Raw genomic sequence first — 18,743 nt, 5'->3', positions numbered from 1 at the left:
TTTAAAGACTTTCTAAAATATCTATATATGCTTTTTCAAATTGGATTAATCCATCTTCTAAAAGTTTTTTGCAAGCGGCATTATACTCAATTTCGTTTATAGTTGAGAATATAAAATCTTTTGAATTTGAAATTATTTCTTGATTTAAATTCTTTATAGTTTTACTAGGTTTATAGGCATTTATAGCATTAATTGGAGCTGTATTTATAGTGTTATTAAATTCTAGTTCTTTTAAATAATAATCTTTACTTAAATCATTACTTTTTGTTCCTGTACTTGCAAATAAAGCTCTTATATTTTCACTATCTACTTTAGATGCTGAATAAATTGCGTTTTGAATTCCTATTTGGTTTTTAACGCTAAATCTATTATTTAATAAGCTATCAACTCTGCTTACAAAAATACTAACTACACCTTTATTAATTATTCCATTAGGATTTTTTGCTTTATATTTTTTCATACCTTGTGCTATTGCATCATTACATTTTTTTGCTTGTTCGTAAGAAAAAATCAGTGTAGCATTTATGCTAATTCCATAACTTGCCAATGTATTCATAACTTCATATCCTGCATTAGTTGCCGGCACTTTTATCATTAAATTTGGCATATTTATTAAATTAGCAATCTTTAAACCTTCTGCAATACTAAGACCTGCATTATTGCTATTTAGTGGATTTATTTCAAAACTAATAAAACCATTATTGTTATCTTTTGCATATAAATGGCTCATTTTAATAGCTGCTTTTTTAATGTCTTCTAAGGCTAGAGTTAAAAATAATTCTTCTTTATTTTTTATATTTAATTGCTTAATTCTTTCTTTATAATATGCTGAAGTAGTAATTGCATTTTTAAATATACTAGGATTACTAGTAGCACCATTTATAGTGCCACTAGCTAGCATTTGTAAAAATTCATTATCTAAAAAACTATTTTCAATAAAATCACACCAAATGCTATATCCACTCATTAAAAATCCCTTTTCATTAAAGCTTCAACTTTTAATATAGTTAAAATACTATTTTCTTGCTTGCCAATTCCATCAATCATACCTTTTTCTTTAAGTAAAGTTTCAGGTGGTTGGTCAATATTGCTTTCTTTAATTTTGATAGCTTCTGTTAATTTATCAATAACAAAACCGATATTTCCTTCTTCACCTTTTAAAACTATATATCTTGTATGTTGAGTATGTTTTGAACTACCCAAGCCAAAACGCTTTGCAAGGTCAATTAATGGAATTACATTACCACGCATATTGAATACTCCTAATACATAATCAGGAACGCTAGGAACTCTAGTGTATTCAATAGGTTTTATGATTTCTTGTATGCTTAGAATTGGAATTGCATACTCTTCTTCATCAATCATAAATCCTACTAATTGTCTAATTTGTTCTTCTTTTACATCTCTACCAGAAGCACCTTTAACTTGTTCTTGTTGTCTATTTAAAACTTGATTTAATCTTTCCATTACATTATCCTAATTTTAAATTCTTTCTTACTACATTTTCTAAATATTCATAAGAATAAGGCTTTGTAATATACTCAGTCATTCCTACTTCTACGCCTCTTAGTCTATCACTCTTGCTAGTTCTACTTGTAACAGCAATTAGTGGTAGATTTCTATATTTTGCATATTTTCTAATTTCTGCTGCTAGTGTGTAACCATCCATTCTTGGCATTTCAATATCAATTAGCATTCCATCTATTGAATGCTCGCCGCTTTTTACTATATTTAAAGCTTCTACACCATTGCTTGCTTCAATTACTTTAATTCCAAGTGGTTCTAATGCTTTTTTCATAATTCCTCTATCAATTTGAGAATCATCAACAGCTAAAACTACATAATCACTTGGTTTTTCTTTTGAAACTTTAGCACCACTTTCGCTACTTGCTTTAATATCTACTTTAACATCTTTTGCCATATCCATCATTGCACCAACATCAACTATTAATGTAACATTACCATCTCCACGAATGGTTGAGCCTGCAATTCCTGTGATATTTTGTAAATAATATCCCATAGATTTAATTACAACTTCTTCTTGACCTATTAAAGTATCTACTATAATTCCAAGTTTAGAAGCTGCTGCACCGACAACAACTACATAAGCTTGTTCGCTATTTTCAAGTACTTGTTTTACTCCAAATAAATCACTAAGTCTTACAAGTGATAAAACTTCATCTCTAAGTCTTAAAACATTTTTACCTTCAATTGTATAAATATCATCAATAGCAACTCTTACCGTTTCAAGAACACTAGCAAGTGGAATTGCATAGAATTCTTCTTGAGTTTTTACAAGTAGTGATTGAATGATAGCTAGTGTTAATGGGATTTTTAGTTTTATAACCGTTCCTTTTCCTAATTCGCTATCTACTTCAATAATACCATTTAGCTTATCAATGTTTGTTTTAACAACATCCATTCCAACACCACGACCACTTACATTTGTTACTTGTTTAGCAGTTGAAAATCCTGGTTTAAATATAAGACCATAAGCTTCTTTATCGCTCATATTATCAGCTTCTCTTTCGCTAATAATTCCTTTTTCAATACCTTTAGTTTTTAATACTTCAGCATTAAGTCCTTTACCATCATCAGCTATTTCAATTACTATGTGATTTCCTTCATTGTATGCTTTTAGCTGAACCGTTCCTCTTTCTGGTTTGCCTGCTGCAATTCTATCTTCTGCTGATTCAACTCCGTGATCACAAGAATTTCTAATCATATGCATAATAGGATCGCCTATTTCTTCTACGATTGATTTATCAAGTTCTGTTTCTTCACCTTCAAGTTCAAGCTCAATTTGTTTTCCTAAATCACGGCTTAAATCTCTAACAACCCTTGGGAATTTGTTAAATACTTTTGCAATTGGTTGCATTCTTGTTTTCATTACAGCTAGTTGAATATCAGTTGTTACTACGCTTAATTGATTTACAACTTGATTTAATTCTTCTATGAATTTTTCGCCTTCATATCTTTCTTCAACATCATCATAGATTTTTAAAAGTCTATTTTTACCCAATACAAGTTCGCCTATTAAGTTCATTAGGTTATCAAGTCTTTTTACTTCAACCCTAATAGTTTGCTCCATATTTGATGAATTGCCTTTATCAGCAGCTACAGGTGCTTGTTTTGCATTTCTAGCTTCTTTTGTATCTTGTTTTTCACTAGCTCTTTCAGAGATTTTTTCTACTGGTTTTTCAACAGGTGTTTCAACTACTTTTTCAACTTTTTTAGTTTCTACCACTGCTTCTTGTTGTTTTTTCTCTTCTCTTCTTGCTTTATCTTCAGCTTTTCTTTGTTTTAATAATCTTTCAATTTCAGCTTCTACTTCATCAGCACTTAAAGAATTTACATCTACTTCTTCTTCATTACTATTTGAATCTTTTTCAATTAATTCTTCAATTTTCTCATCTAAACTTTTTGGCTCAGCTTTAACTTCGCTTAAAATTTTACCTTCGCTAATTGCAGTTAGACGGCTACAAATTGAGCTAATATCCATATTTATTGCTGTATCATTGCCATTATCTTTAATACAATGTAATAAGTCTTTCATCATATCAATTGATTCAAGCACAACATCCATAATATCAGGAGTTATTAGCAATTCTCCGTGACGAGCTTTGTTTAAAACATCTTCCATATGATGAGTTAGTTTTGTTAAAACATCAAAGTTTAAAAAGCTTGAACTTCCTTTAACAGTGTGAGCAACACGGAAAATGCGGTTTAGCAATTCTAAATCTTCAGGATTACTCTCAAGCTCAACTAAATCGTGATCTATTTGTTCAATTAATTCAAAAGCTTCTACTAAGAAGTCTTCTAATATCTCTTGCATATCTTCCATATCTACGCTCCTTACTTTTTAATATATGATTCAATTACTCTTGATACTTCTTTGTAAAATACATTAGCATCAAATTTGGTTAAAAAGGCATCTCCACCTACATCTTTACTCTTAAGAGTTGAAAATTCATTACTTAAAGATGAGTTGAAGATAATTGGAATACCTTTAAATCTAATATCTTCTCTAACTCTTGAAGCGAAGTGGAATCCGTCCATTTGTGGCATTTCAACATCACTAATAATAACTTTTACTTGATTAGCAATATCGCCTTTGTATGCTTCATAAAGTTCATTCATTTTATTAAGTCCATCTACACCATCTTTTGCTTCAATTACTTTAAAGCCCATTTTATCAAGTGCATCGCGAACTAATTTTCTAGCAGTTGAGCTATCATCTAATACAACAGCTGTTCCTGTCATTTTTTTGATTTCTTTTTCTTCTATATCAATTTTTGGAGAGTAAATTCCAAGCTCTTCAACAATTCTTTCAAGGTCTAAGATTAATAAAACTTCATCATTTTCAATCTTAGCAATTCCTGTTATTTGACTTTTATCAAATCCGCCTGTATTTGTTGAAAAATCAGAACCTCTAATATCACTTGCATTAATTCTTCTAATTCTTTTTGCTTCATGAACTATAAAACCTATCATAATATTTGAAAATTCAGCAATAATAATTCTAGGTTTTAATACCATATCTTTTGGCTCAATTATATTCATCCATTTAGCTAAATTTATTACAGGAATTACAACTCCTCTTAAATCAAATACTCCCTCAATATATTCAGGAACACCTGGTAATTCTGTAAGTGCAGGTATTTTTATGATTTCTTTAACTTTAGCAACATTAACTCCATAAATTCCTTCATAGACTTTATGTTGTCCTTGTTTATAGATACGAAAATCTACAAGTTCCATTTCATTAGAATCAGCCTTTAAGACTTTATCTTCTGCCATATTTACTCCTTTCTGGGTAAGTTATATTTTTTTATAAAGCCATATTCTAGTATAAAAAAACTTCGGTCATTTGCAAAAGCTTCTAAATTCTTATATTTTATATTTTCTAAGCAATACTCATCTCCTTGATGAAAGTGCCCTTCTATTATATAATCAATATTTACGCCTTTTTTTATAAAAAAACTTTTATATTTTTTAATTCTAAATTCCATTAATTTTTTAAAAAAATCTAATTTTTTATATAGCTTTTTTACCTTTTGTTGATTGCAAATCTTTTGATAAATTTTATCAAAACTTAAAATATTTAATAAATTTAATATAAAAATTACAAAGCTAAATCTTAAAAATCTTAAAGCTATTTGGGTGATGATTGGCAAGAATATATCTCCGTGAGATATAGCAAAAATCTTATCGTTATAAGTTGCTAAAATTGGTTGATTTTTAATGATTTTTACATTGTTAAAAAGCTTAGTTAAATTAAAATCATGATTTCCTTCAAAATAAATAATTTCTATTTTTAAAGCTAAATCATCTAATGCTTTTATAATATCTAAATTATCGTTTTTACAACTTGAAATTCCACCTATTAAAAGATTAAAAATATCTCCTAGAAGTATTACTTGTGGTGGATTAGTCTTTTTTAAAAAATCTATAAAATCTACAAAATCAAGCCTAGTGCTATCATAATGCACATCGGCTATAAAAATTGCTCCTTCTTTTAATACAAGCATTAAATATCAAGCTCTTTATAATAAATTTCAAGTATTTCATAACTAGCTTTACCTTTAGGTAATACTACATTAAACTCATCGCCTTCAACTTTACCTATCATAGCTTTTGCTATAGGTGAGTTTATACTGATATAGCCTTTATCTAAATCGCTTTCACTATTTCCTACTATGCTAAATGTTTTTTCTTCTTCTGTATTTAAATCCATTATCAAAACCGTGCTACCAAATCTTACTTTATCGTGATTAAATTCTGCTGGATTTACTATCTTAGCATTTGCTAAAATTTCGCTAAGTTCTGCGATTTTGCCTTCTAAAAAGCTTTGTTTTTCTCTTGCTGCGTGATATTCAGCATTTTCTTTTAAATCTCCGTGAGACCTTGCAATATCAATTTCTTTTACCACATTAGGACGCTCAACTACCTTTAAATGCTCTAATTCTTTAAATAATTTTTCATATCCTTTTTGTGTCATCATTTCCATATTATTACTCCTTGATTAATTTTGCTAAATTATTTGCTATTTCACCTTTAGTTAATTCTCTTAATTTTTTTGATTTTTCTAAAAATTCATCTTTATTCGCATTTTCAAATGCTTTTAATAACTCTGTCTTATCTAAATTTTGAATGAATTCTTTATGAAATTCGCCCAAATTAAGCTTATCAAAAATAATATTACAAAGTCCAATAAATTTGATTTTTACTAAAGTTTTTGCTATGAAATAATCAATCATTTTAGCCTTATAACATAAACAAAAAGCATTTCCGATTAGCCCTGCTTCAAGACTTGCAGTCCCGCTGCAAATATAAGCAAACTCGCATTCTTTTAAAGTAGCCTTAGTATCATATGAGATAGTAAAGCCGCTTAAATCTTCATATAAATCTAATCTATCTTTTAAAAAATTTGGCACACAAACTACGCATTCATAGTCTTTAAAATCTTGTTTTAAATTCCTAAAAATCGGCATTAAAGATTTGATTTCGCTTTTTCTTGAACCTGGTAAAAAGGCTATTAATTTTTTAGAATTTGAGTTTTCTTTAAAATAATCTTTCAATGCTTCATTACTTGGATTTCCAAAATAATGAGATTTTTTAAAATACTGATTTTCAAAAGGTAAAATCCCAACTAATTCATCACATAAACTCTCAACTACCTTAATCCTACCTTTTTTCCAAGCCCAAACTTGTGGCAAGATAAAATAAATAATTTTGCCTTTAAAACCTGCTTTTCTTAAGGCTTTTGCAAATGGTATATTAAAAGCAGGAGAATCAATTAATAAAATCTTTTCAATTTTGTCATTAAGTGCTATTTGAACCAAATCTTTTATAGCTTTTTTTGCTTTTAAAATAAGTGGCAAAATCTGCACAAAACCCATAGCATTAAATTCTGTAAAATCACAATAATTATTAGAATTTAAAATAGGAATTTCATTTTTTAAATTAATATCATAAATACCGTATAATTCTATATTATCTAATTTTTTTAATATATGTTTTAGATGAGAATTTGCAGAATTTTCTAAAGCTATGCTTAATAATTTCATATTTTTTCCTTTAATAAAAATTATTCTTTAAAGAGAATTTAAAGTATATTGATATTATTATAAAACATAATTTTAATATAAGGAGCCACTATGAAAATCAAATATAGTGCCATTTTACTTAGTGTTAATTTATTTGCAGGTGTTGTAAATCCTAATTTTGCTTATCAAGATTATTTAGATTTTGGAAATAATAAAGGCAAGTTTAAAGTAGGTAATAATATAGAAGTTACAGATATTTATGGAAAAACTATTGATTTTAAAGTTCCTATGCCAAGTTTTAATGCAGCAAATACTACAGGAGATTTGATGGGTGAGCTTACTAATATAGGTGGCTCTTTTGCAATCACTGCAGCTCATATGATTAGTCCTACATATAGAAATGATTTAATAAAAAAAGATAAAGAATATGAATTTGGCTTAGTAAAATCAAAAGTAGTAGCAAGTGATACAAATTTTAAAGATTATTTTAAATGGAATAACTCTTGTAGTGAATTAGTTCAAGTTGATGATTTAAAAGATTTTGCTGTAATTAAAATGAGTAAATTAAATATCAATGAAAGTGCAAAGCTAATTGATAAAGAATTTTATTTTAAAAACACAAATGTTAGTGAAAAATTAAAAAACGACCAAAATGTAATATATCAAGATAAGTATTTTGTCAAGAATAGCTCTAGTGAGTGGGATATTAAAGCTTATAAAGAATATATTAAAACAAGCGGTGAAAAAGATGATGATAATATAGGAAAAGGTGAAATTTTAAATAATCCAGAAAGATTTAGCGTATATGCAAGAACAGGTAGTGGAATTCAAAAAATTGGTAATATTAATACAAATATTTTTCCTAAAAAAGTAGCTGATCCTTCAGAATTTTTAACCGGTGGAATTTTATATGTAGATGAAGATAAAAGCAAAATAGAAACAGGATATTTACATTTAAGTGCAAAGGATTATTATAAAGATGTAAGGCTTGATTTTTCAAATACTTCAGCTCCAGGAGATAGTGGAAGTGCTATTTATGTATGGGATAATTTGAAAAAAGAATGGCTAGTAATTGGAGTAGTTAGTAGAAGCGATTGTGGTGATGATAATACAACTTGCTCTTATACAAAATATGCCCTTATAAATAGTTTTATAATTAATGATTTTAAGAATGATTTTACTGCTACTTTAAGTGGTAATTCTTATAATTCAAATGATATATATTCAAATATTAAAGATAAATATAATGAAAATAATAAAGATTTAGTATTTAGTAAAGCTGCAAGTATTGCTTTAAACAATAATGAAAATTTTGGCTCAAGTGTGTTTTATTTTAAAGATAATTCTACTTTAAATGGCGAAGAAGTTTTATTGGGCGGAGTTGTGATAGATGATGGTAAGACACTTAATTTTAATGCAAAAACAGCAGCTAATGATAATTTGCATAAAATGGGAAAAGGAACGCTAGAAATTAGCAAAGAAAGTGCAGGTGGATTAAGAAGTGGCGAAGGGCTAACGATTTTAAATACAAGCAATAAAGCGTTTAGTTCAATTTATCTTCTAAACAATGCAGGGCTAAAAATAACTAATGCAAATCAAATTAATAATGCTAATTTAGTTTTTAATGGTGGATATTTGGATTTAAATGGAGTTGATTTAAGTTTTGATAAAATTCAAGCAAATGATTTTAGAACTAAGATTATTAATTCAAATTCTAAAAAATCAACTCTAAGTATAAATAACACTAATGATATAGGTATTTATCACGGACAAATTAGCGATAATATTGATTTAAAACTGAATAATTCTAAGACTTTTGTATTTGATGGAGAAATAAAAGCTGATGAATTAAGTGTAAATGGTGGAACTACGATATTACAAGGTCATCCTTTAGAGCATTCTTATTTTCTAAATCAATCTTTAGCTAATTCTTTAGGTGTAAATACTGCTCCTAATACAAATACTCAAGATGAATACGAAAATAGAACAAGCAAAATAAATAATATAAATCTAAATAATTCAACCTTTAAAATATTAAAACATAGCAATTTAACATCAGGTAATATTACTTTAGATAAATCAAATCTTAGTATAGGAGAGAATTTGATTTATCTTGATAAATACGATGCAAATCATATAAATAGCTCTTTAGTATTTACTTCTTTTGCTAATGAATTTAATTCAATTGCAAAAGATATTGAAGTGACTGCAAATGTGAAATTAAAAAATAATTCAACTCTTAGCATTATGAATAATTCTAATTTTAGTGGTTCTATAATCACAGAAGATAATAATTCTACTTTAAAGCTAAATAATGCAAATATTGATGCAAATATAAATGTAGCTAATTTAAATGCTAGCAAGACTAATTTTATGTTTAGTTTAAACAATACTCTAACATCAAGTATAAGCACACTAGGTGGGCAAAATACTTTTATGATTAAACCTGATTTAGCTAATGCTAATAAGTTTTTATTAGCAAGTCTTGTAAATACTAATAATACTATTAATAATGATTATTTAAAAGCACTTGATTATAAAGAAAATATCAGTATTTATACACCTAATGTTGAGTTTGTTAATGAAAATGGCAAAGCTAATTGGTATTTAGTAAAGGTAAATAAAGAAGATATTGAAAATACAACTCCTATTGTGCCAGAAACAAAGCCAGAAACAAAGCCAGAAACAAAGCCAGAACCTAAACCTAACGATGATTTAAATAAGCCTAGTGTTAAAGATTATTTCTTCGTTCAAGAAAATAAAGAAGTTACACAAATGATTGATAGCTCGTTAAATCAAGTATTTTTTAGCTATGTATTAGAATGGAATAACTTGCAAAAAAGAATGGGAGAATTAAGAAATAACACAGATGCAAATGCTGGAATTTGGTTTAGAGCTTATACAGGTCAAAGCTCTTACGAACACGCAAACAAGACTAAGTTTTATGAAATGCAATTAGGTGCTGATAAATTAAATCAAGGCAATAATTATGTAAATTACACAGGGCTTATTTTTAATGCTAGTAAATATAGTTTAAGTGATAATTTAGATGGCAGTATAAAAGGTTATGGTTTTGGAGCATACTCTAGCACTATATATGATAATGGATTGTATTTTGATGTAATAGCAAAATATATAAATTATAAAAATGATTTTAATTTATATGTTAAAAATCAAAACGAAGTTACAAATTCTTTAAAACCAAATAATTCTTATACTTTTTTAGCTAGTGCTGAGATTGGATATAGAAAAGATTTTAATAATTTTTATTTAGAACCACAAATTGAATTAATAACAGGTTATGTAAGTAAGCAAGAATTAACAAGCAGTGATAAAAAATTATATTTACAATCAGATTCTTTTGTCCCACTTAATTTAAAAACAGCTATTTTTACAGGTTTTAATAAAAATGATTTATCACTTAGAGCAGGCGTTGGACTTGCTAGCGATTTGGTAAATAATTCTAAGAAAACTATAAAAGATTTAGATACTATAAGTATTAATAATGGTAAAAGAGATTCAAGAGTATTTGTTAATTTATCAAGCTCTTATAAGCTAAATAATCGTTCAAATATAGGCTTAGAATTTGAAAAAACATTCGGTGGTAATCTAAACATAGATTATAGCTTTAACCTAGTATATAGATATAACTTCTAATCTTCTTTCATCACAATAAGATAAAAATTATTGTGATGAATTATTTATAAATTTATTATTTTATAAATAAAATTTACTTTTGATTATATTTTTTATTTAATATATTTTTAATTTATAATTAAAGTTAATATCATAAAATCACTGATTAAATCTTAAAAAAGGACTTATTATGCGTATTTTGCTTTTATTGGTGTTTTTTTCAATTTCATTAGTTGCTAATGTTGGAAGTATTGTAAATTATGTAGGAGATGTTGAGGTTTTAAGAAATCAATCAACAATTAATGTAAATCATAAAAATTATGAGCTATTAGAAAACGATATTATTCTTACTAAAAATAATGCAAAAGTTCAAATAAAATTTATAGATAATACTACTCTTACTTTAGGTAAAAACTCAACTTTACAAATCAATAAATATTTAATTAATGGAGCAAATTCTAAAGTGAATTTGAAAGCTAAAAAAGGAAGCTACGATTTAGTAAGTGGAGAGATTTCTAAGCTAGCTAGACAAAACTTTACTTTCCAAGCAAATACAGCGACCATTGGCATTCGTGGAACTAGATTTAGTGGAGATGTTAATAATGGTTTTGTTGATTGTGTTTCAGGAGAAATTGAAGTTGGAGTAGGCGGTAAAAAATATAATTTAAAAAAAGGAGAGAGATTACACTATAAAAATTTAGGAATTATCAAATTAGAAAAATTAAAACCAAGTAGTTTTAATGTAATCAAATTATAAAAATAGGAGAAAATATGAACAAAATATCTTTAATTGTGTTTTTAGCAAGCTCACTTTTCGCAAATATTGGAAAAATAGTTACATTAAGAGGAGATGTTGTAATTTTAAGTGACAACAAAGAAAGAATTGCAAAAACAAATGATATTTTAGAAGAAAATGACAAAATAATCACAAAAAATAATGCAAAATTACAAATTAAATTCATAGATAATACAATAGTTACGCTAGGTAAAAATACAACTTTAAATATTAAAGATTATGTAATTGATGGTAAAAAATCAAAAGTAAGTCTTGAAGTAAATAACGGACATTTTAAAGTAATATCAGGAAATATTTCAAAAATAGCTAGAAAGAATTTTGAATTTCAAGCAAAAACAGCAACGATTGGAATTAGAGGAACCGTGTTTGTTGGAAGTCTTGGAAAGGTTGATAAAGTAGGTTGTTTAGAAGGTGCAATAGATGTTAAAGTAGGTAATAAAACTTCTTTAGTTCAAGCAGGAAATCAATTAAGATTTGATAATGATAAGGTTATTAAGATTGAAAAGATAGTGCCTAAGGAATTTGAAACTATTAATACAGGTAAAGAAAGTCAAGTAAATACTAAACAATCTTATAAAAATAGCGAAAGTTTTAATGAGTTTTTAAATTCTAAAGAAGAAATGATAAAAGCAAAACAAGAATATTATCAAAATAAAAATTATCAAGATTATAAAAATAATTATAAATACAATAATGAAAGAATAAGGGATTTAGATACTAATTCAATATCTAAAGATATTATTAAAATATGTAATGGCAATACTTATTGCATACAAAATAAAATAAATTATGCAAATAAGGGATATTTAAATGGTAAAGACTATCAAAACAATAGGCAAAGAAATTCTACTTACGGAGTTCAAAAATGATAAAAAAGATTATTTTATCATTTTTAATAAGCTCTCTTGCTTTTGCTAATTATATAGATGAGTTTAATAAGAAAAATTATAAAAAAGCTTTAGAATTAGCTAAAGCTCAATGTGAGATTGATTGTAGTGATGAAAAACTTAACCTAATTTTAGCAAAAAGTGCTGAAAAATTAAAAGATACAAAAGAAGCAATTGCAGCTTACGATAGGGTTTTAATTATTAATGAAAACAATATTGAAGCTAGATTTTCAATAGCTAATTTGTATTATGAAAATAATAATCCAGAGCTTATGAGAGATGAATTAAATTATATGCTAAATAATTTGGATTTAAGTTCTACTCAAAAAGTTAGAATTAATAATATGCTAAATAATTTAGATAATTTTACAAAAGAAGTTGCTAAGCCTTATTTTATAGGGCTTAATTTGGGTTTTGCTTATGATACAAACCCGCTTTATGGCAATGATAATTTCACTGATTTTGTTGGTGAGAAGATTAGAAATTTTAAAAATGAAAAAGCAAGTGGTTCTTTAAGTTTTAATTTTAATATAGATGGTGCTTATAATTTAGATTTAGGAAATAATTATTTTGCAGAGCTTTATGCGAGTTTAAATAATAAAAAATATTTAAAAAATAAAAGCGAAAATTACCCTGATTTAAATGTATTAACATTAGCAATTAATCCAAGCTATGTAAGGGATAATCACAAAATTACTCTAAATGCTAGTTATGATTTTGTATTACTTAGAAGAGCTGCGTTTTTGCATAGTTTAAATATTGGTATTAATTATGAAAATAATGTAAATGATAATTATTTATATTTAATTTCTTATGATTTATCTAAAGGAATATTTGCTGATAGTATGGATAAAGATTCTAATTTTATTCATCATTCTTTAGGTCTTAATAATGTTTTTGCATATAATGATAATATTTATTATTTTAATTTAAATTATGATTTAGAAAATGCAAAAGATAGTTTTAGTGCTAATTCTGATTTTAAAAATTATGGTATAAAAATCGGGGCTATTATTCCTATATTAAATAAAGTTAGTTTTAAGCCAAGTTTTGGTTATAATCATACAATTTATAAAAAGGTTGATTCATCTTATTATTCAAAAAGAAAAGATAATGAAATAGTTATTTCTAGTATTTTTGATTATAAATTAGATTATAATCAATCTTTGAGTTTCGCTTTGATTTATGATAAGCAAAATTCAAATCATAATTTTTATGATAGTTTAAATTATACAAGTATGATTAATTATAGATATGAGTTTTAAAAGGAAAATAGTATGAGAAATATTTTATTATTAAGCAGCGATAGATATAAAAACTTAGATTCTTTTGATTGGTGTGCTAGTATATTAAATGATTTTTTTGCTAAAACTAAACAAATAGCTCTAGTTCCTTATGCTCAAGTAATTGATGGATTTGATGAATACGAAAAAACTCTTAAAAATAAAATAAACTCAAAAATAGTTTCTATACACAATGACCCTATTAATATATTAAACGATAGCGATGGGATATTAGTAAGTGGCGGTAATTTATTTGTTCTTTTACATAGATTGCAAAAGCTAAATTTATTAGATATTTTAAAAGATAAAATAGAAAATTCTATAACCTATGCTGGTTGGGGTGCTGGGGCTAGTGTATTATCAGAAGATATTAAAACTTGTAATGATTTACCTATATTGTATCCTAGTAATTTGCAAGCTTTAGGTATTTTAAAATACCAAATAATCACTGAATATATCCCTCAAGATAGGGAATATTCAATGAAGCTTTATGAATATTTTAAGCTAAATCAAAATTCTTCTGTTTTTGCTCTGCCATATGGTTCTGCTCTTAAAATTCATAATGATAGTGCCTTAGTAATGGGTAATGAAGGGGTTTTAAAATTATCTGAATATTATGAGCAATACTTTAAAATTGGTGATTTTATCAAGCTTTAATACATATTTTTAATCAAAAGAATTTAAATTATGGATTAAATTTTTATCTAAAAAGGATTTTTATTATCCGATTTGCTATTTTTAACAACATTTATTAAAAAAAGTTTCGTAATATTTCATAAAGGAAAAAAATGATTAAAATTATGAAAACTAAGGCTATTTTAGACTTTAGCCAAGATGAATTTTTACAAACTAATAAAGCTTTAGTATTTGATGAAGAGATTATTAAAATATGTGATTTTAACAAGGCTTTAAGTGAATACAAAAACGCTCAAATAATTGATAAAAGCGAATATATTTTAAGCCCTGTATTGTGCAATTTGCATTCACATTTAGAGTTTTGTCTATCTAAGCTTTATTATGGAGATTTTGCAAAATGGCTTGAGAGCATTATCAAAAATCGTGAAGCGATAAATAAAGATTTATTAAGTAAAGAGATTAATAGACAAATTGAAATTCTAATGCAAAGCGGGGTAGGGTATCTAGGCGAAATTTCAAGTTTTGGAGCAAACCTAGAAATCTTATCAAATAGCAAGATAAAAAGCATTATTTTTCACGAGATTTTAGGTGCTAATGATGAAACTTTAAAAAACAATATTAAGAGTTTTGAAGAGAGATTTTCAAGATTTTCAAACCTTAATAATCATATATCATTGCATAGTCCTTACTCAATTTGCGATAAGACTTATGAATACGCACTTAATTTTGCTAAGAAAAATGATTTATTAATCAGCACACATTTTTTAGAAAGTGCTTATGAAAAGGAGTATTTGCAAGGCAAAAGTAATGCTTTAAGCAATTATTTAGCTAGATTTAATCCTAGTTTAATTACTAAGGATTTTTTAAGTGGATTTGATGATTTAAGAGCTATTTTTACTCATTGTAATTATGTTGATGATTTTAGTATTTTTAAATCTCATCATATAATCACGACTTGTCCTAAATCAAATAGATTTTTAGGCTCTCGTGCAATTAGGCTTAAAAATCTTTTAGCAAATGATTTAAATCTTAGCATAGGCACAGATGGGCTTAGCTCAAATAATAGTTTAAATATGTTTGATGAGCTAAGAGCTTTTATATTTACTCATAATGAATTTGAATTAAACGAATTAGCTTACATAATTTATAAGGCGGCTTGTTTTGATAATTCTCATTTATTTTTAAATGGCTTAAAGCCTTTAAGTAATGGTGCTAAGGCAGATTTTATCTTACTAGATGATTTTGGCTATGATAAGGATAATGTATTAGCTCAAATAATTTTAAGAACGAATAAAATAAAAAATATGTATTTAGATGGAAAGGAAATTATATGAATGTAGTTTTAGCAATGAGTGGTGGGGTTGATAGCTCTTATACAGCTCTTATGCTTAAAGAAAAAGGTTTTAATGTAAGTGGTGTTTATATGAAATTACACAATCGTTTAAACTATCACGAAAAAAATATAGAAAATGGACAAAGAGTGGCTGATTTTTTAGGAATTTCTTATGATATTATTGATTTTACCGATGAATTTAGCAAAGCAGTTTTTAATCCATTTATTAAGACTTATGAAGATGGATTTACTCCAAATCCTTGTGCTTTATGCAATCAAAAAATAAAACTAGGAGCATTATTAGACTATGCTAAAAGCAAAAATGCAAAGTTAGCTACAGGACATTACGCTCAAATAGAAAACAATATGCTTAAAAAAGCCGTAGATTTAAGCAAAGACCAAACATATTTTCTAGCAAATGTAAATAAAGAAAGCTTAAATGATGTGCTTTTTCCACTAGGGGATAAATTTAAAAAAGACATAAAAGAACAAGCACTAAAAATCCCTATGTTAAAATCAATCAGCGAACAAAAAGAAAGCTCTGAAATATGTTTTGTAACCACAAATTACACCGATATTCTAAAAGATTATGTAAAAGTTAATCAAAAAGGCTTAGTAAAAAATACTAAGGGCGAAGTTGTAGGAGAGCACGAAGGCTATATGCATTATACTATCGGTAAAAGGCGTGGTTTTAGTGTAAAAGGTGCATTAACTCCACATTATGTATTAGAAATTGATGCGAAAGAAAATGTAATAATAGTAGGTTCAAAAGAAGAATTATTTGTAAAAGAATTTCAATTAAAAAATGTAAATGCTTTTTGTGATTTTGATGAGATTGATTGCAAGGTAAAAATCAGATATAACACTAAAGAAGTGCCTTGTAAATTGCTAAAAAATGAAAAAAAGGTATTATTAGAAGAAAGCGTATATGCTTTAGCAAAAGGACAATTAGCAGTATTTTATCAAGGTGATTTAGTAGTAGCAAGTGGTTTTATAAATTAAGGATAATTAATGAAGAAGGAATTGGTTTTTAATAGAGAATTATCGTGGCTTAAGTTTAATTCAAGGGTGCTTGATCAGTGCAATAAAAAAATACCCTTATTAGAAAAATTAAGATTTATTAGTATATATTGCACGAATTTAGATGAGTTTTATATGATTAGAGTTGCTGGACTTAAGCAACTTTTTGCAGCAGGAGTAGTGCCACAAAATGAACTACCACCATTAGAGCAATTAAACGCTATTCGTGAATATTTACACGCAGAAAAAGACACTTTAGAACAAAATTATTTTTCTATAATGAGCGAATTAGCAAAAGTGGGTGTGGAGCTTAAAACTTATAATGATTTAACAAGAAATCAAAAAGGCAAAGCTAAAGAATATTTCTTTAGCACCATAATGCCAGTAATTGTTCCTATTGCAGTAGATTCAACGCACCCATTTCCACCACTTAATAACCTATCTTTCTCACTAGCTGTTAAGTTAAAAAGCGAAGATGAAAAGCACGATAAATTCGCTATGGTTAGAATTCCTAGAGTATTGCCTAGATTTTTTGAAGCTGATAGGGGGCTTTTCGTTCCTATTGAAAGCGTGGTAAAAGAGCATTTAGAAGATATTTTCCCAGGTTTTACTATGGTAGAAAGTGCAGCTTTTAGAGTAACTAGGAATGCTGATATTATAATTGAGGAAGAAGAAGCAGATGATTTTATGATGCTACTTGAGCAAGGCTTAAAACTTAGAAGAAAAGGTGCTTATGTTAGAATTCAAATTGAAAGCGGTGCTAGTGAAGAGATTAAAAACTTTTTAAGCATACATTTAAAAGTATTTAATAAAGATATTTACGAATACAAAACCCCATTAGCCCTATCATCAATGCTACAAATCGTAAATAATAAGCAATTAAGTCATTTATGCAATGCTTCTTATGTGCCTAAGATTTTGCCACCATTTGATGAGAATGTAAGTGTATTTGAAGTAATTGATAAGCAAGATATTTTATGTTATCAGCCTTATGAGAGTTTTGACCCAGTTGCAAGTTTTATCAAAGAAGCTAGTAAGGATTCAAAAGTAATATCAATTAGAATGACCCTATATCGCTTAGAAAAAAACTCGCAAATTATTAAGGCTTTAATGGACGCCGCTAATGATGGAAAGCAAGTTACGGTTATGGTTGAATTAAAGGCTCGTTTTGATGAAGAAAATAACCTTTATTGGGCAAAAGAATTAGAAAACGCAGGAGCTCATGTAGTATATGGAATAGCAGGGTTTAAAGTGCATGCAAAAATCACTCAAGTAATTCGCCAATTAGACGATGGCACGCTTAAATTCTACGCACATTTAGGCACGGGTAATTATAACGCAGCAACTGCTAAAGTATATACTGATATTAGCTTTTTTACATCTAATTTTGATATAGCAAATACTGATATTACAGCGTTTTTTAACATACTTACAGGCTATTGCAAAAATAAACGCTTAAAAACTCTATCAATGAGCCCGTTTCAGATAAAAGAGCAGATTTTAAAAATGATAAAAACTGAAAGCCTAGCAGGTAAAAAGGGTGAAATTATTATGAAGATGAACTCGCTTGTTGATGAAGACATTATAAAAGCACTTTATGAAGCGTCAAACAAAGGTGTAAGCATTGATTTAATAGTTCGTGGGATTTGTTGTCTTAAGCCAAATCTTAAAGGATTTAGCGAAAATATAAGAGTAAGAAGTATAGTTGGAAAATATCTTGAACACGCTAGGATTTTTTATTTTAAACACGCAACTCCACAATATTATATAAGCAGTGCTGATATGATGCCAAGAAATCTTGAGCGTAGGCTTGAACTAATGACACCTATATTAAATGAGAGTTTGCACGCTAAATTAGCAGAGATTTTAAGACTTCAATTAAGTGATAATCAATTAGCTTACACGCTTGATGAGAATGGAATTTATACCAAGATAGAAAAAGATGAAAAGGCTCTTGATTCTCAAGAAACTTTTGAAAACTATGTAAGTGGAATTTATAAAAGCTTTAAAAAAGGTCGTGATAAAGCAAAAGCCAATCAAATGGCACAAAAATTCTTTAGAGAGAATTAAATATTTTAGGAATTTAAATTCCTAAAATATATT

General features: G+C 27.2%; 15 protein-coding genes. 8 read left to right on the top strand and 7 right to left on the bottom strand.

What is annotated here, in order from left to right:
- Position 1 precedes the first annotated feature (1 nt).
- From AVBRAN12654_RS01660 to lpxB, 7 genes are read right to left on the bottom strand one after another with little or no spacing between them, the layout of a single operon-like run.
- Positions 2–967 (bottom strand): transaldolase, encoded by a 966-nt coding sequence (locus AVBRAN12654_RS01660; protein WP_336613814.1) that lies wholly within the window; start codon positions 965–967, stop codon positions 2–4.
- Complete coding sequence (locus tag AVBRAN12654_RS01655) at positions 967–1,467, bottom strand: chemotaxis protein CheW (RefSeq protein WP_214116625.1); 501 nt, start codon at positions 1,465–1,467, stop codon at positions 967–969. Before AVBRAN12654_RS01655 ends, AVBRAN12654_RS01660 begins: the two co-directional genes overlap by 1 nt.
- A gap of 4 nt (positions 1,468–1,471) precedes the next feature.
- Positions 1,472–3,844, bottom strand: a complete 2,373-nt coding sequence (locus AVBRAN12654_RS01650; protein WP_336609232.1) for a hybrid sensor histidine kinase/response regulator — start codon at positions 3,842–3,844, stop codon at positions 1,472–1,474.
- Between the two features lie 11 nt (positions 3,845–3,855).
- Complete coding sequence (locus AVBRAN12654_RS01645) at positions 3,856–4,800, bottom strand: chemotaxis protein (RefSeq protein WP_214120312.1); 945 nt, start codon at positions 4,798–4,800, stop codon at positions 3,856–3,858.
- Positions 4,801–4,802: 2 nt separating this feature from the next.
- Positions 4,803–5,531, bottom strand: a complete 729-nt coding sequence (locus tag AVBRAN12654_RS01640) for a UDP-2,3-diacylglucosamine diphosphatase (RefSeq protein ID WP_336612266.1) — start codon at positions 5,529–5,531, stop codon at positions 4,803–4,805.
- Positions 5,531–6,010, bottom strand: a complete 480-nt coding sequence (greA, locus tag AVBRAN12654_RS01635; protein ID WP_239802743.1) for a transcription elongation factor GreA — start codon at positions 6,008–6,010, stop codon at positions 5,531–5,533. The genes AVBRAN12654_RS01640 and greA overlap by 1 nt, the downstream gene beginning before the upstream one ends.
- A 4-nt stretch (positions 6,011–6,014) precedes the next feature.
- Positions 6,015–7,070 (bottom strand): lipid-A-disaccharide synthase, encoded by a 1,056-nt coding sequence (gene lpxB, locus AVBRAN12654_RS01630; RefSeq protein ID WP_214120310.1) that lies wholly within the window; start codon positions 7,068–7,070, stop codon positions 6,015–6,017.
- Positions 7,071–7,160: 90 nt separating this feature from the next.
- Here lpxB and AVBRAN12654_RS01625 point away from each other — a divergent pair, with 90 nt between their 5' ends.
- The 8 genes from AVBRAN12654_RS01625 (at position 7,161) to AVBRAN12654_RS01590 (ending at position 18,710) form a co-directional block, all read left to right on the top strand.
- Positions 7,161–10,706: an autotransporter outer membrane beta-barrel domain-containing protein gene (locus AVBRAN12654_RS01625; RefSeq protein WP_336613813.1), complete on the top strand. Its 3,546-nt coding sequence runs from the start codon at positions 7,161–7,163 to the stop codon at positions 10,704–10,706.
- Positions 10,707–10,875: 169 nt separating this feature from the next.
- On the top strand, positions 10,876–11,442 hold the full coding sequence (locus AVBRAN12654_RS01620; RefSeq protein WP_336613812.1) for a FecR family protein: 567 nt from the start codon (positions 10,876–10,878) through the stop codon (positions 11,440–11,442).
- A 14-nt stretch (positions 11,443–11,456) separates the two neighbouring features.
- A complete protein-coding gene (locus AVBRAN12654_RS01615) occupies positions 11,457–12,350 on the top strand; it encodes a FecR family protein (protein ID WP_336613811.1) in 894 nt (297 codons plus the stop codon).
- Complete coding sequence (locus tag AVBRAN12654_RS01610; RefSeq protein WP_336613810.1) at positions 12,347–13,633, top strand: porin family protein; 1,287 nt, start codon at positions 12,347–12,349, stop codon at positions 13,631–13,633. The genes AVBRAN12654_RS01615 and AVBRAN12654_RS01610 overlap by 4 nt, the downstream gene beginning before the upstream one ends.
- Positions 13,634–13,645: 12 nt before the next feature.
- Positions 13,646–14,308 carry a Type 1 glutamine amidotransferase-like domain-containing protein gene (locus AVBRAN12654_RS01605; protein ID WP_214116644.1) on the top strand — a complete coding sequence of 221 codons (663 nt, stop codon included), beginning with the start codon at positions 13,646–13,648 and terminating at the stop codon, positions 14,306–14,308.
- A gap of 131 nt (positions 14,309–14,439) precedes the next feature.
- Entirely contained in the window at positions 14,440–15,621 is a 1,182-nt protein-coding gene (mqnF, locus tag AVBRAN12654_RS01600) for an aminofutalosine deaminase family hydrolase (RefSeq protein WP_336613809.1), read from the top strand.
- Positions 15,618–16,622 (top strand): tRNA 2-thiouridine(34) synthase MnmA, encoded by a 1,005-nt coding sequence (gene mnmA, locus AVBRAN12654_RS01595; protein ID WP_336613808.1) that lies wholly within the window; start codon positions 15,618–15,620, stop codon positions 16,620–16,622. The genes mqnF and mnmA overlap by 4 nt, the downstream gene beginning before the upstream one ends.
- Positions 16,623–16,631: 9 nt before the next feature.
- Positions 16,632–18,710, top strand: a complete 2,079-nt coding sequence (locus AVBRAN12654_RS01590; RefSeq protein ID WP_214149729.1) for an RNA degradosome polyphosphate kinase — start codon at positions 16,632–16,634, stop codon at positions 18,708–18,710.
- Positions 18,711–18,743 lie beyond the last annotated feature (33 nt).

The organism is Campylobacter sp. RM12654, from assembly GCF_020137585.1.
In the GTDB taxonomy this organism is placed as follows: Bacteria; Campylobacterota; Campylobacteria; order Campylobacterales; family Campylobacteraceae; genus Campylobacter_E.
Note: the sequence above shows the minus strand (reverse complement) of the source record. Positions and strands in the feature narration are given on the sequence as shown.